Origin of the sequence: Rhodobacter maris (assembly GCF_900217815.1) — a bacterium.
Lineage (GTDB): Bacteria > Pseudomonadota > Alphaproteobacteria > Rhodobacterales > Rhodobacteraceae > Rhodobacter > Rhodobacter maris.
Genome location: NZ_OBMT01000011.1, coordinates 40,941 through 54,601, shown reverse-complemented (window position 1 = coordinate 54,601; position 13,661 = coordinate 40,941). Strand labels below are relative to the sequence as shown.

Annotated in this window: 14 protein-coding genes; 10 read left to right on the top strand and 4 right to left on the bottom strand. The window is 66.6% G+C overall.

Features of this window, described 5'->3' with window-relative positions:
* Positions 1–19 precede the first annotated feature (19 nt).
* From CRO22_RS13765 to CRO22_RS13755, 3 genes are read left to right on the top strand one after another with little or no spacing between them, the layout of a single operon-like run.
* A complete protein-coding gene (locus CRO22_RS13765) occupies positions 20–748 on the top strand; it encodes a competence/damage-inducible protein A (protein ID WP_097070743.1) in 729 nt (242 codons plus the stop codon).
* Positions 745–1,455 carry a GNAT family N-acetyltransferase gene (locus CRO22_RS13760; RefSeq protein WP_097070742.1) on the top strand — a complete coding sequence of 237 codons (711 nt, stop codon included), beginning with the start codon at positions 745–747 and terminating at the stop codon, positions 1,453–1,455. Before CRO22_RS13765 ends, CRO22_RS13760 begins: the two co-directional genes overlap by 4 nt.
* The gene (locus CRO22_RS13755) at positions 1,452–2,393 is read left to right on the top strand and encodes an OmpA family protein (RefSeq protein ID WP_097070741.1); all 942 of its coding nucleotides are present in this window, start codon (positions 1,452–1,454) and stop codon (positions 2,391–2,393) included. Before CRO22_RS13760 ends, CRO22_RS13755 begins: the two co-directional genes overlap by 4 nt.
* A 60-nt stretch (positions 2,394–2,453) precedes the next feature.
* On the opposite strand, the gene CRO22_RS13750 is transcribed toward CRO22_RS13755, so the two are convergent.
* Positions 2,454–3,359 carry a LysR family transcriptional regulator gene (locus CRO22_RS13750; RefSeq protein ID WP_097070740.1) on the bottom strand — a complete coding sequence of 302 codons (906 nt, stop codon included), beginning with the start codon at positions 3,357–3,359 and terminating at the stop codon, positions 2,454–2,456.
* 212 nt (positions 3,360–3,571) lie between these two features.
* Here CRO22_RS13750 and CRO22_RS13745 point away from each other — a divergent pair, with 212 nt between their 5' ends.
* The 6 genes from CRO22_RS13745 (at position 3,572) to CRO22_RS13720 (ending at position 10,316) form a co-directional block, all read left to right on the top strand.
* Positions 3,572–5,584, top strand: a complete 2,013-nt coding sequence (locus CRO22_RS13745; RefSeq protein ID WP_097070739.1) for an NADPH-dependent 2,4-dienoyl-CoA reductase — start codon at positions 3,572–3,574, stop codon at positions 5,582–5,584.
* 65 nt (positions 5,585–5,649) lie between these two features.
* Positions 5,650–6,072, top strand: a complete 423-nt coding sequence (gene arfB / locus CRO22_RS13740) for an alternative ribosome rescue aminoacyl-tRNA hydrolase ArfB (RefSeq protein WP_097070738.1) — start codon at positions 5,650–5,652, stop codon at positions 6,070–6,072.
* Positions 6,065–7,327, top strand: a complete 1,263-nt coding sequence (locus CRO22_RS13735; protein WP_097070737.1) for an aspartate aminotransferase family protein — start codon at positions 6,065–6,067, stop codon at positions 7,325–7,327. The genes arfB and CRO22_RS13735 overlap by 8 nt, the downstream gene beginning before the upstream one ends.
* Positions 7,324–8,295, top strand: a complete 972-nt coding sequence (locus CRO22_RS13730) for a phosphotransferase enzyme family protein (RefSeq protein ID WP_097070736.1) — start codon at positions 7,324–7,326, stop codon at positions 8,293–8,295. Before CRO22_RS13735 ends, CRO22_RS13730 begins: the two co-directional genes overlap by 4 nt.
* The gene (locus CRO22_RS13725) at positions 8,295–8,741 is read left to right on the top strand and encodes an NUDIX hydrolase (protein ID WP_097070735.1); all 447 of its coding nucleotides are present in this window, start codon (positions 8,295–8,297) and stop codon (positions 8,739–8,741) included. The genes CRO22_RS13730 and CRO22_RS13725 overlap by 1 nt, the downstream gene beginning before the upstream one ends.
* A gap of 102 nt (positions 8,742–8,843) precedes the next feature.
* Complete coding sequence (locus CRO22_RS13720) at positions 8,844–10,316, top strand: inorganic phosphate transporter (protein ID WP_097070734.1); 1,473 nt, start codon at positions 8,844–8,846, stop codon at positions 10,314–10,316.
* A gap of 27 nt (positions 10,317–10,343) precedes the next feature.
* Here CRO22_RS13720 and pncB read toward each other — a convergent pair whose 3' ends face one another.
* The 3 genes from pncB to CRO22_RS18895 form a co-directional block, all read right to left on the bottom strand.
* Positions 10,344–11,636 (bottom strand): nicotinate phosphoribosyltransferase, encoded by a 1,293-nt coding sequence (pncB, locus tag CRO22_RS13715; RefSeq protein WP_097070733.1) that lies wholly within the window; start codon positions 11,634–11,636, stop codon positions 10,344–10,346.
* A 1-nt stretch (position 11,637) separates the two neighbouring features.
* On the bottom strand, positions 11,638–12,246 hold the full coding sequence (gene pncA, locus CRO22_RS13710) for a bifunctional nicotinamidase/pyrazinamidase (RefSeq protein WP_097070732.1): 609 nt from the start codon (positions 12,244–12,246) through the stop codon (positions 11,638–11,640).
* Positions 12,247–12,346: 100 nt separating this feature from the next.
* The gene (locus CRO22_RS18895) at positions 12,347–12,505 is read right to left on the bottom strand and encodes a hypothetical protein (protein WP_176518651.1); all 159 of its coding nucleotides are present in this window, start codon (positions 12,503–12,505) and stop codon (positions 12,347–12,349) included.
* Positions 12,506–12,658: 153 nt separating this feature from the next.
* Here CRO22_RS18895 and mbfA point away from each other — a divergent pair, with 153 nt between their 5' ends.
* The gene (gene mbfA / locus CRO22_RS13705) at positions 12,659–13,636 is read left to right on the top strand and encodes an iron exporter MbfA (RefSeq protein ID WP_097070731.1); all 978 of its coding nucleotides are present in this window, start codon (positions 12,659–12,661) and stop codon (positions 13,634–13,636) included.
* Positions 13,637–13,661: the final 25 nt, after the last annotated feature.

The following is a 13,661-nucleotide window of genomic DNA, read 5'->3' as shown; positions in this document are numbered from 1 at the left end:
CGGGGCCAAGGAGGCCAATATGCCCAATCCCACCGCAGCGATCCTGATCATCGGCGACGAAATATTGACCGGCCGCACCCGGGAGGGCAACGCCCATCACCTCGCAGGCGAGCTGGTGAAGGTGGGGTTCGACCTGCGCCAGATCCGGGTGATTTCGGATGATCACGCCACCATCGTCGCCGCGGTGCGGGAGCTTGCGGCGGGGCATGACCAGCTTTTCACTTCGGGCGGCATCGGGCCCACGCATGACGACATTACCGCCGATGCCGTCGCCGAGGCTTTCGACCGGCCGATCTCCGTGCGCGCGGACGCCCGCGCGATTTTGGCGACGCATTACGCCGCGCGCAGGGTCGAGTTTACCGAGGCGCGGCTCCGGATGGCGCGCATCCCTGACGGCGCGGCGCTGATCGACAATCCGGTCTCCGGCGCGCCCGGCTTCACGATCGGCAATTGCCATGTCATGGCAGGCGTGCCGAACATCTTTCAGGCGATGGTGGCGGGGCTTCTGCCGCGGCTTGCGGGCGGCGCGCCGCTCCTGAGCCGCAACTGGCAACTGATGGTCGCCGAAGCAGCGATTGCCGATGATCTGCGCACGCTTGCCACCGCGCACCCCGAAGTGTCCTTCGGCTCCTATCCTTTTGTGACGGAGGGGAATTACGGCACCAATCTGGTGGTGCGCTGCACCGATCCGGCGGCGCTCGAGGCCGCCTTTGCCGCGCTCAAGGCCGCGTTCCCGGAGGGGCAATGACCGATTTCTTCGCGGTGATCGACGCCACATGGCCCCCGGCAACCACTCGGCGCGGAGGCGGCTTTCTGGTGCGCGAGGGGTTGGGCGGCGGCTCGCGGGTGAGCTGCGCAAGCCTTGAGACCCCGTTTGAGGCGGCGGATATTGCCGCGGCCGAAGCAGCGCATCGCGCGCTCGGGCAGGAGCCGAAATTCATGGCCCGACCGGGGGAGGAAGCGCTCGATGCCGCGCTCGCCGCGCGCGGCTACGAACTCTTCGATCCGGTGGTGATCCATGCCGCGCCACTCTCAAAGCTCTCGACCGATGTGCCGCCCGTCACCGCTTTCGTGCATTGGCCGCCCCTGGCCATCACCCGCGAGGTCTGGGCGGAGACCGGCATCGGCGCAGAACGGCAAGCGGTGATGGAACGGGTCACGGGGCCGAAGGCCGCGGTGCTCGGGCGCATCCGCGACCGCGCTGCCGGGGCAGCCTTCATCGCGCTCCATGAACGCACGGCGATGCTGCATGCGCTCACGGTCCTGCCCGAGTATCGCCGCGCCGGCCTTGCCCGCGCAATCATGGCCGAAGCCGCGCGATGGGCGGCAGAGGCGGGGGCAGAAGACCTCTCCCTCGTCGTCACCCGCGCCAATGTGCCCGCCAATGCCCTCTACCAGAGCCTCGGCATGGAGGTGGTGAGTGCCTACCATTATCGCCGCGAGGGCCGCGCATGAGGGGGGTGCGGAGCGCACTCGCCGCGGGGTTCATTGCCCTCGCCCTGCCCGCTCTGGCCGCGCCCTTCACGTTCGAACCACCGCCGGGCGCCACTGTCTCGGCCGAGCGCAACGCCCCGGCGAGTTCTTACGAGATGCGCATCGGGCCATGGCAAAGCGGGACCGCGCCGAGCCAGCATCTGGAAGGCAACCGCTCCGACACCGCCTGGCGGCTGCGCGCCAATCAGGATACGAGCCTTCAAATCTTTGCTGCCCTGCGCGCGCAGATCGAAAGCGCAGGCTTCGCCGTGATCTTTGAATGCGAGACCGATGCCTGCGGCGGCTTCGATTTCCGCTATGCGCTCGATCTGTTGCCCGAGCCGGAGATGCATGTCGATCTGGGAGATTTCCGCTATCTCGCGGCGCGGCGCGGCGACACCTGGCTTGCGCTCACCGTATCGCGGTCCTCGGAATCGGGCTTCGTGCATCTGACGCGGATGGCGGTGCAACAGGTCACGCCGCCTCCCCCCGGTGAGGGCCTCGCCGCACCGCAGCCCGCCCCCCCCCCTTCCGCAACCGGCTTCGGCTCAAAGCTGGAAGCAACCGGCGCTGTCGCCCTGGATGATCTGGTCTTCGAAAGCGGCGCCTCGGCGCTCGGCGAAGGCAGCTATGCCTCACTCGCCGGGCTTGCGGATTATCTCGCCACCCATCCCGGAGCGCAGGTCGCGCTCGTCGGCCATACCGACAATGCCGGCGCGCTCGCCGGCAATATCGCACTCTCCAAGGCACGGGCGGAAGCGGTGCGGGAGCGGTTGATCACCCGCCACGGTGTTGCGCCCGGACAGATCAGCGCCGAGGGCGCAGGCTGGCTTGCCCCCCGTGCCACGAACCTTACCGGCGAGGGACGCGAAAAAAACAGAAGGGTCGAAGCCGTTTTGCTGGCTTCGACCCCGAAGTAAATCCGCCCGATAGAAAGCCCGCATCCGAGCAGAGATCGGGGCCCGCAAAGGCCCGCGGGCTCACCAGTTGTCGGGCCCTTTGTCGGCGAAGGTCTGCGCCAGAAAGTCGATGAAAGCGCGCACTTTGGGCTGCGTGAAGCGGCCCGGCGGATAGACCGCATAGATGCCGAGCGTTTCCATGGGCAGCTCCGGCATCGCTTCCTCGACCAGCCCCTTCGCCATCGCCTCGGCATAGAGGAAGGAGGGCAGATAGGCGATGCCGAGCCCGGCAATCGCGGCATGAAGGAGCGACTGGCCGTCGTTCACCGTGAGCCAGCCTGCCGAGCGCACCTGCCGCCGCTCGCCCGAAGGGGCGGTGATCTTCCAGACATTGCCGTTCGACTGGTTCGAATAGTGCAGAAGCTTGTGTTCGTTCAGATCGTCGATCTTCGCGGGCCGCCCGTAGCGCTCGAAATATTTCGGCGCGGCGATCATCCGCTTGGCCGTATCGGTCAGCTTGCGGGCGCGCAGGGTGCTGTCTTCGAGTTCGCCCACGCGGATCGCCATGTCGAAGCCTTCCGAAATCAGCTCCACATAGCGGTTGTTGAGCACCATGTTCACGGTGATGTCGGGGTAGGCCTGCAAAAAGTCGCCAAGCACCGGCGAAAGCAGGTTCACCCCGAAATCGGTCGCAACCGAAATGCGCAGCAGCCCAGAGGGCGCGACCTGCATGGAAGTGACAAGCGCATCGGCCTCGCCCGCATCGTTGAGCACACGGCGCGCGCGGTCGTAATAGGCAAGCCCGATCTCGGTGGGCGACACACGGCGCGTGGTGCGGTTGAGAAGCCGCGCCCCCAGCCGCGCCTCGAGCGCCGAGACATGCTTGGAGACAGCCGATTTGGAGATTCCCATCTTCTTGGCGGCGTCCGTAAAGCCTCCCTGGTCCACTACGGTGGCAAAAGCTTCCATCTCGGTCAGGCGGTCCATCTTTCACCCATCGGCAGTGTTTCGCGTTCCTGTGAGGTTTGGCCGTGAATTCAGGCGCAAATTGGACGCTGCGAGGACAATACCGGGGAAATGCCTGCGCGCCGACCAGAGCCGGAAACGATTGTTGCCCGCCCCGGCGCGAGATGACGCCGCGTTGGACGTGACAGCGGCGGGAGCGCGCGGCAGGTTGGGGCCAGCCGAGGGAGGAAACCATGAGCCACTACCCGCATCTTCTGTCGCCGCTCGATCTCGGGCATGTGACGCTGCCCAACCGCGTGCTGATGGGCTCCATGCATACCAACCTCGAAGAAACCGGCGACTGGAACCGGGTCGCCGAGTTTTATGCCGCGCGCGCACGCGGCGGCGTGGGCCTGATGGTGACGGGGGGCATGGCGCCCAACCGCGAGGGCGGGGTGTTTCCGGGCGCGGCCGGGCTCTTCACGCCCGAGGACATCGCGCATCACCGCCTCGTCACCTCCCGCGTGCAGGAGGCGGGCGGGAGGATCGCGATGCAGATCCTGCATGCCGGGCGCTATGCCTACGGGCCGGAATGCGTTTCCGCCTCGGCCGTGAAATCCCCCATCTCCCCCTTTGCACCGAAAGAACTTGATGAAGCGGGCATCGAAAAACAGATCGCCGACATTGCCACGGCGGCGGCGCGCGCGCGCGAGGCGGGCTATGACGGGGTCGAGGTGATGGGCTCGGAGGGCTATTTCCTCAACCAGTTCCTGGTGCGCCATGTGAACCGCCGGACCGACGCTTGGGGCGGCAGCTACGCGAACCGCATGCGCCTGCCCGTGGAAGTGATGAAGCGCGTGCGCGCCGCGGTGGGGGATGATTTCATCGTCATCTTCCGCATCTCGCTCATCGACCTCGTCCCCGAGGGCTCGACCTGGGACGAGGTGGTGATGCTCGCCAAGGCGATCGAGGCGGCGGGGGCCTCGATGCTCAACACCGGCATCGGCTGGCACGAGGCGCGGGTGCCTACCATTGCCACCTCGGTGCCGCGCGCGGCCTTTGCCTGGCTTACCGCGCGGCTGCGCCCCGAGGTGACGATCCCGGTGATCACCTCAAACCGGATCAACACGCCCGAGGTGGCCGAAACGATCCTTGAAGCCGGGCAGGCCGATATGGTGAGCCTTGCCCGCCCCTTCCTTGCCGACCCGGATTTTGTCGCCAAGGCGGCCAGCGGGCGCGCGGCAGAAATCGCCCCCTGCATCGGCTGCAACCAGGCCTGCCTTGACCACACCTTTTCGGGCAAGATTTCGTCCTGCCTCGTCAATCCGCGCGCGGGCCATGAGACGGAGTTGGTGCTGGAACCCGCCGCCGAGCCCAAGCGCATCGCGATTGTGGGCGCGGGTCCGGCGGGGCTTGCCTGCGCTATCGCGGCTGCCGAGCGCGGCCATGCGGTGAAGCTCTTCGAGAAGGGGGCGGAAATCGGCGGCCAGCTCTGCCTGGCCCGCACCATCCCCGGCAAGGAGGAATTCGTGGGCCTCACCGACTGGTTCGCGACCATGCTGGAAAAATCCGGCGTCAGCCTGCGGCTCAACACCGAGGCGACGGTGCGCACGCTTGGCGAGTTTGACGAGGTGGTGATTGCCACCGGCGTCACCCCCCGCAGCCCCGGCATCCCCGGCGAAGAGCTTGCGGTGAGCTATGCCGATCTCCTCTCCGGGCGCGTCGCGGCGGGGCCGCGGGTGGCGGTGGTGGGCGCGGGCGGCATCGGCTTTGACGTTGCCGAATTCCTCACTGTGGAAGAAAGCCCGACCCTCCACCCCGAGGACTGGAGGCGCGAATGGGGCGTGGGCGATCCGGCGCAAACACCGGGCGGGCTGGCCGACCCCATCCCCGCGCCCCCCACCCGCACGGTCACGCTTTTGCAGCGCAAACCCGAAAAACCGGGCCGCAAGCTTGGCAAGACGACGGGCTGGATTCACCGCGCCGCGCTGGCCGCCAAGGGCGTGAAGATGATCGGCGGGGTGAATTACGAGCGCATCACGCCCGAGGGGCTGCATGTCACCTTTGGCCCCGGGCGCGAGACCCCGACTTTGATTGAGGCGGATACGGTCGTGCTCTGCGCCGGACAGGAAAGCCAGCGCAGCCTGGCCGAAGCGCTGAAGGCGCAGGGTATCACCGCGCATGTGATCGGCGGTGCCGATGTCGCAGGCGAGCTCGATGCCAAACGCGCCATCGATCAGGGCACAAGGCTCGCTGCCACGCTCTGAGCCCCCTCAGCAGCTTTTGTGCCAGACCCCCTTTCGTTTTCCGCGCGGAAGGCTAGGGTCTAGCCATGCTGTGGATCGACGACAGAGTGGCGATTGCCGATTGGGAGCTCTCCGAGAGCTTCACCCGCGCGCAGGGGCCGGGCGGGCAGAATGTGAACAAGGTCTCGACCGCGGTGGAACTGCGCTTTGAGGCCGAACGCAGCCCGCATCTCACGCCAGCAGTGAAGGCGCGGCTCAAACGCATCGCGGGGCGCAAATGGACGCTCGACGGCGCGATCGTGATCCGTGCCGAAGAGACCCGGTCCCAGACCCGCAACCGCGAGCTTGCCCGCGAGCGGCTGGCCGAGATGATCCGTGCGGCGCTGGTGGCCCCGAAGCGCCGCATCGCCACAAAGCCGACGCTGGGCAGCCAGCGCCGCCGCCTTACCGCCAAGGCGGTGCGCGGTGAGGTGAAAAGCCTGCGTGGCAAGGTGGGCGACGATGAGTGATCTTATGGCACGGCGCGCAGCGCTTCTGGGGCCGAATGTGCCCACCTTTTACGACGATCCCGTGCAGATCGTCCGTGGCGAGGGCGTCTGGCTTTATGATGCCGAGGGGCGGCGCTACCTCGATTGTTACAACAACGTCGCACATCTGGGGCATTGTCATCCCCGCGTGGTCGCGGCCATCGCGCAGCAATCCGCGCGCCTCAACACCCACAGCCGCTACCTGCATGAAGGCATTCTCGACTATGGCGAGCGGCTGGTGGCGAAATTCGGCCATGGCCTCAGCCAGATGCTGATGACCTGCACGGGCTCCGAAGCGAATGACGTAGCGCTTCGCATGGCGCAGGCGGTGACGGGGAAAACGGGCTTGATCGCCACCGACAACACCTATCACGGCAACACAACGGCAGTGGCGCAGCTTTCCACCCGCCGCCCGCCGATCGGCGGCTACCCGCCCCATGTGCGCCGCGTGCCCGCGCCCGACAGCCTTGCGCCTTTGGGTGGCTCGACCGAAGCACAAGCGGCCGCTTTTGCCGCCAATGTGGCGCGCGCGATCGAAGAGCTTGAAGCGGCCGGTCACGGCTTTGCCGGGCTGATGCTCTGCCCGATCTTTGCCAATGAGGGGATGCCGGGGCTCGATCCGGGCTTTCTCGATGCCACGGTGGCGGTGGTGCACCGCGCGGGCGGGCTTGTGCTTTGCGACGAGGTGCAGCCCGGATTTGGCCGCCTTGGCAGCCATTGGTGGGGGCATGAGCGGCTCGACTTTGCCCCCGATGTCGTCACGCTTGGCAAGCCCATGGGCAATGGCCATCCGGTCGCCGCCGTGATCGCCCGGCCCGACATCATGGCCGCCTTCCGCAATGCCTTTGGCTATTTCAACACATTCGCGGGCAACCCCGTCTCCTGCGCTGCGGCAAGCGCCGTGCTCGATGTGATCGAAGAGGAAGGGCTGGTGGAGAACGCCCGCGACGTGGGCGCCTATGCGCTCGATCTGCTGAGCGCCCTCCGCCACCCGCTGATTGCCGACATCCGCGGCCTTGGCTTTTTCTTCGCCATCGAATTTGCCCGAGAGGGCGTGCCCGACGGCGCCTTTTGCGGCCGCGTGGTCGAGGCGGCCAAGGCGCGGGGCATCCTTCTGGGCCGGGTCGGGCGCGCGCAGCACATTCTCAAGATGCGCCCGCCGATGCCGTTCTCGCGCGCAAACGCCGAGAGGCTGGCGGAAACGCTCGATCAGATCCTGCGGGAGATGCCCGCATGATGGACGACGCCCGCGCCTATGACCTCGCCACAGCCGCGCAACGTGCCTGGCTCTGCCAGGGCGCCCCCCTGCAGCTGGTCTGGCGCTCCGAAAACATCGTCTTCGCCACGCTGCACGGCTCGGGCGCAAAGCTCGCGCTGCGGCTCCACCGCCCCGGCTATCAAAGCCCCGCCGCCATCGCCTGCGAACTGGCCTTTTGCGCACGCCTCGCCGATGCGGGTGTCTCTGTCGTCGAGCCGCTCCCCGCCGCCTCGGGCGCCTGGATCGCGCAGGTGGGCGGGCTGACCGTTTCTTGCCTGCGCTGGATCTCGGGCCGCCCGATGGGCGAGGCGGGCGCACCGCTTGCGGGCTCTGCGGTCTTGGGGCGCGCCGAGGAACTGGGCACCTTGCTCGCGCATCTCCATAACGCCGCCGATGCGGGCGCATGTCCTGCGCCTTTCGCGCGCGCCCCCTGGGATGCCGAGGCGCTCTTGGGCCCCGCGCCACGGCTTGGCCCGTTCTGGGAGAACCCGACGCTTGCGCCCGAAGAGTCCTTGCTCTTGCAGCAGGCACGCGAAAAGGCCGCGTTGCTGGTGCCGCAAGCCACCGACTACGGGCCGATTCACGCCGATGTGCTGCGCTCGAACGTGATGGTCGAAAACGACCGGCTGCGGCTTCTCGACTTCGACGATTGCGGCCCGGGGTTCCGGCTTTACGAACTCGGCTCGGTGCTCATTCAGAGCTGGGGCGACCCGGACCTGCCCGAACAGGCCCGTCGGCTCGTGCGCGGCTACCGCGCCGCCCGCGCGCTGCCCGACGACCAGCTTGCCCTTCTGCCCCTGTTCCTCGCGCTGCGTGGCTTTGCCTCGGCGGGCTGGGTGGTCAGCCGCGCGCCACAAGACCGCACCCGGCAGCGCGGCTATGCCGAACGCGCCGTGGCACTCGCGCGGATGCTGCTCGCGGATGCCGCCCCCTGGGAGGATCTGTGATGATCGACATGCCGCACTTCCTCGGCACGCTGATGGGCAAGCGCCCCGATGCGCTGCAGGTGGCCGCGCTCTGCCGCCGCGACGGGGAAGAGGGGCTTGAGGTGCTGCTCGTCACCTCGCTCGACACCGGGCGCTGGATCGTGCCGAAGGGCTGGCCGATGCGCGGCAAGACGCTGGCCGAAGCCGCCCTGCGCGAGGCCTGGGAAGAGGCGGGCGTGACCGGCACCGTCCATCCCGAGGCCTTCGGCAATTACGTCTATACCAAGCGGCGCAAGACCGGGCTCGACCAGCGCTGCGAGGTTTTGTGCTTCCTCGTCGATGTCGAGACGGTGGAAGACAAATACCCCGAGGCGGGGCGGCGCAAGCGCTTCTGGGCGCGCCCGAAAGCCGCCGCCAAACGCGTGCAGGAAAAGGATTTGAAGCTCCTTTTGCGCACGCTTTCGTGAAAGCGCCGTTGAACTGCAGGCGCAAACAGGCTAGTCCCCCGGCCCGAATGTAACAGAATCCCCCCTGTTTGATGACAGCCGGGATGGTTCAGGGGAACAGCCGTGGCCACACCGCCCGTCAACCAGTGGAAAACCCTCGACAAGGATCTCAAGCGCATCGGTCTGATCGAGGAGGCGGCGGGTTTCGTCGCGCGCCCGCTGGTGGCGCCGGGGCTGTCGCTCGCCTTCATCGTGCTCGCCGGGCTTGCCGCGGGCGTGCTGATGGGCGCGCAGCCGGGCGCTCTCATCGTCATCGCCGCCGCCGCGATCGGCGCCTATATGGCGCTCAACATCGGCGCGAACGATGTGGCCAACAACATGGGGCCCGCGGTCGGCGCGAATGCGCTCACGCTGGGCGGTGCGCTCGCGATTGCCGCGGTGTTCGAGACGGCCGGCGCCCTGCTGGCCGGGGGCGACGTGGTCAAGACCGTCTCCACCGGCATCCTTGCGCCGGAGGCCGTGCCCGATGCGGCGCATTTCGTCTGGGCGATGATGTCGGCGCTGCTCGCCTCCGCGCTCTGGCTGCACCTTGCCACCTGGATGGGCGCGCCGGTCTCCACCACCCATTCCATCGTCGGTGGCGTGGTCGGTGCGGGCGTTGCCGCGGCGGGTTTTGGCGCAGTGAACTGGGAAGCGATCGGCACGATTGCCGCGAGCTGGGTGATCTCGCCGCTCATGGGCGGGGTGATCGCCGCGGCCTTCCTCGCGCTGATCAAGGCGAAGGTTATCTATGTCGAAGACAAGATCGCCGCCGCGCAACGCTGGGTGCCCGGCTTCATCGGCCTGATGACCGGCGCCTTCGCGACTTACCTCGCGATCAAGGGGCTGAAAAAGGTCATCCACCTGTCGATGGGCTCCTCGGTTCTGCTCGGGATCCTCTGCGGGCTCGCCGCCTGGGCGCTCGCCGTGCCGCTGGTGCGCCGCCAGTCGCGGGGCATGGAAAACCGCAAGAAATCGCTCAAGAAGCTCTTCACCCTGCCGCTTGTCGTTTCCGCCGCGCTTCTCTCCTTTGCGCATGGCGCCAATGATGTCGCCAATGCGGTGGGCCCGCTCGCGGCCATCGTGCATGCCGTCGAGGCGGGGGAACTCGCCGATCAGGTCACCGTGCCGCTTTGGGTAATGGTGGTCGGCGCGCTTGGGATCTCGGTCGGGCTGATGCTGTTCGGGCCGCGCCTGATCCGGCTAGTGGGCTCCGAAATCACCAAGCTCAATGCGATGCGCGCCTATTGCGTGGCCCTTTCCGCCGCGATCACCGTGATCGTCGCCTCCTGGCTCGGGCTCCCCGTCTCCTCCACCCATATCGCGGTGGGCGGTGTCTTTGGCGTCGGCTTTTACCGCGAATGGCATGCCGAGCGGCGCGCGCGGATGCTCGGGCTGCAAAAGGGCAAGCCCGTTGCCCCCGAAGAGCGCTCGCGCCGCCTCTTGGTGCGGCGCGCACATATCACCACGGTCATCGCGGCCTGGGTGATCACCGTGCCCGCTTCGGCGGCGCTTTCCGCGGCGCTCTTCTGGGTGCTCAACACGCTTGAAGGCTGAGAGCGAAGATACTGAGGGCGAAAGCCCTCAGACCACCACCGGCATCGCCGCCTGCGCCCCCACCTCAAACACGCGCCGATAGCGCGCGATCTCTTCGGCCGGGCCGGTTGCCTTTTCGGGATTGTCCGAAAGCTTCACCGTTGGCCGCCCGTTCGCCGCCACCGCCTTGCACACGAGGCTGAAGGGCGCGAGCGCATCTTCTGCCACCAGCTTGCGGAAATCGTTGGTGAGCAGTGTGCCCCACCCGAAGCTCACCTTCACCTGGCCGCGGAAATGGGCATGCAGATCCTCGATCTGCGCCACGTCGAGCCCGTCGGAAAAGATGATCAGTTTTTTGCGCGGATCTTCGCCGCGCGCCCGCCACCAGTCGATCGCCCTTTGCGCGCCCTCGAACGGGTTGCCGGAATCGATCCGCACCCCGGTCCAGGCGGCGAGCCAGTCGGGCGCATGGGCCAGAAAGCCGTTCGTGCCATAGGTGTCGGGCAGGATGATGCGCAGGTTGCCCTCGTGCTCTTCGTGCCAAGCCTCAAGCACCTTGTAGGGCGCCTGCCGCAACTCATGCTCGGTTTCGGCGAGCGCGGCAAAGACCATCGGCAACTCATGGGCATTGGTGCCCACCGCCTCAAGGTCGCGCCGCATCGCGATCAGGCAGTTCGAGGTGCCGGTGAAGGCCTCGCCCAGCCCTTCGAGCATCGCCTGCACGCACCAGTCCTGCCACAAAAACCCGTGCCGCCGCCGCGTGCCGAAATCGGCGATCTTCAGCCCTTCGATCTTGCGCAGCCGCTCGATCTTTTCCCACACGCGGGTCATCGCGCGGGCGTAGAGCACCTGCAGTTCGAAGCGCTTCATGTCGCCCAGAACGGCGCGCGAACGCAACTCCATCAGGATCGCAAGCGCCGGGATCTCCCACATCATCACCTCGGGCCAGGCGCCCTCGAAGGTGAGCTCATATTGCCCGTCGCGTTTCTCGAGGTGATAGGGCGGGAGCTGGAAGGTCTCGAACCACTCCATGAAATCGGAGCGGAACATCTGCCGCTTGCCGTAAAAGGTGTTGCCTCTGAGCCAGGTGCTTTCGCCCCGGGTGAGCCGCAGACCACGGGCATAGTCGAGCTGGGCGCGCAGCTCCCCCTCGTCGATCAGATCGGCGAGCCGGATCGCCTTGGTGCGGTTGATCAGCGAAAAGGTCACCTGCGTGTCGCGCGCATTGCGATAGACCGACTGGCACATCAGCAGCTTGTAGAAATCGGTATCAAGCAGCGAGCGCACGATCGGGTCGATCCGCCAGCGGTGGTTGTAGACGCGGGTGGCAATATCGACCATGTCAGGCGTCCAGCACCACGCCCGCGGCCTGCATCGCCGCGCGCGCCGCCTCCAGCGAGCCGTCAAGGTCGATGGCGCGGCAGGCGCTCTCGATCACGCGCACCTCAAAGCCGAGCCGCGCCGCATCCAGCGCCGACCAGCCGACGCAGTAATCGAGCGCGAGGCCCACGAAGGTCAGCCGCGTGATGCCGCGCTCGCGCAGATAGCCCGCGAGCCCCGTGGCGGTGGTGCGGTCGTTTTCGAAAAACGCGGAATAGCTGTCGATGCCGGGGCGGAAGCCCTTGCGCAGGATCAGCTCTGCGCGTTCGACATCGAGCCCGGGGTGGAAATCCGCCCCCTCCGAGCCTTGCACGCAATGGCTCGGCCAGAGCGTCTGCATCCCGTAGGGCATCTGCAATGGCGAGAAGGGCGCCGCGCCGGGATGGTTGGCGGCAAAGGACGTATGGTTTTCCGGGTGCCAGTCCTGCGTCAGCACGCTGATGGGAAATTGCGCCATCAGCGCATTCACCTGCGGCAGGATCTCGTCACCCCCAGCTACCGCCAGCGCACCACCGGGGCAGAAGTCATTCTGGATGTCGATGACGATCAGGGCATCTTGCGGTTCGGCCATGCGCTCCTCCCGGTCCGGATTTCAGACTCAATGGGTAGGGCGCTGGCCCAGCGGGGTCAATTGCCTGTTGACCGCGGCCAGGCTTGTTGCGCGGGCGCCTTTACAGCTTGCAGGTCTGCGTCAAATGGCTGCAGCCCTGGGTCGAGACGCTCGCGGTGGTCGGGAAGTCGAGCCGCGGGATATCGAAGCTCCAGCCCCCCGCCGCCGCCGCGGTAGCGGTCACGGTCGCCAGAACAAGACCGGAAATGAGGCGTTTCATATCATTCTCCTTTTCTGAACCACTCGGTTCATATAAGCCATATGAACTCTTCGGTTCAGTTTTTCAAGAGGAAATGAACTGGATGGTTTATATATTTCGGTTGTATGTTCGGGCAGCGCCAATATTTTAGAACCATTCCAAGAAAGGACTCCCATGCTGCCCGGAATCGCCTCCCGTCGCCGGTTCAAGGATCTCTCGGAACAGGAGATTCTCGCCCTTGCCATCTCGTCGGAAGAGGATGACGCGCGGATCTATCGCAGCTATGCGGAGCGGCTCCGGGCCGAGTATCCGGGCACGGCGGCTGTCTTCGACGGGATGGCGGAAGAGGAAGACGGGCATCGCCGGCTTCTGATCGAGCGGCACCGCGCGCGCTTTGGCGAGGTGATTCCGCTAATCCGCCGGGAGCATGTCTCGGGCTTTTACAATCGCAAACCGGTCTGGCTCGCCACCAACCTCTCGCTCGAGACGATCCGGGCGGAGGCGGAAGAGATGGAGCGGGCCGCGGGGCGGTTCTATACCTATGCTGCGCAACGCACCCAGGATGCCGCGACGCGGAAGCTTCTGGGCGATCTGGCCGCCGCCGAACAGGGACATGAGACGCGCGCCGAGCAACTCGTGGCCGAACATCTCGATGGCGAGACGAAATCCGAGGAAGATCACGCCGCGCATCGGCAATTCGTGCTGACATGGGTGCAGCCGGGGCTCGCGGGGCTGATGGATGGCTCCGTCTCCACGCTGGCGCCGATCTTTGCCACCGCCTTTGCAACGCAAGATACCCACACCACGCTGCTTGTGGGCCTTGCCGCCGCCACCGGCGCGGGCATCTCGATGGGCTTCACCGAAGCCGCCCATGATGACGGCGTGATCTCTGGTCGTGGCAGCCCGCTCAAGCGCGGCCTCGCCTCAGGCATCATGACGGCGGTGGGCGGGCTCGGCCATGCGCTCCCCTATCTGATCCCGGATTTCTGGACCGCAACGGTGATCGCCATGATCATCGTTTTCGTCGAGCTTTGGGCGATTGCCTGGATCCAGAACAAATACATGGAAACGCCCATTCTGCGGGCGGTGATTCAAGTGGTGATCGGCGGCGCGCTGGTCTTTGCCGCGGGCGCGTTGATCGGCGCGGGCTGAGTGCTGGCGCCGCAGCGCAGCCCGT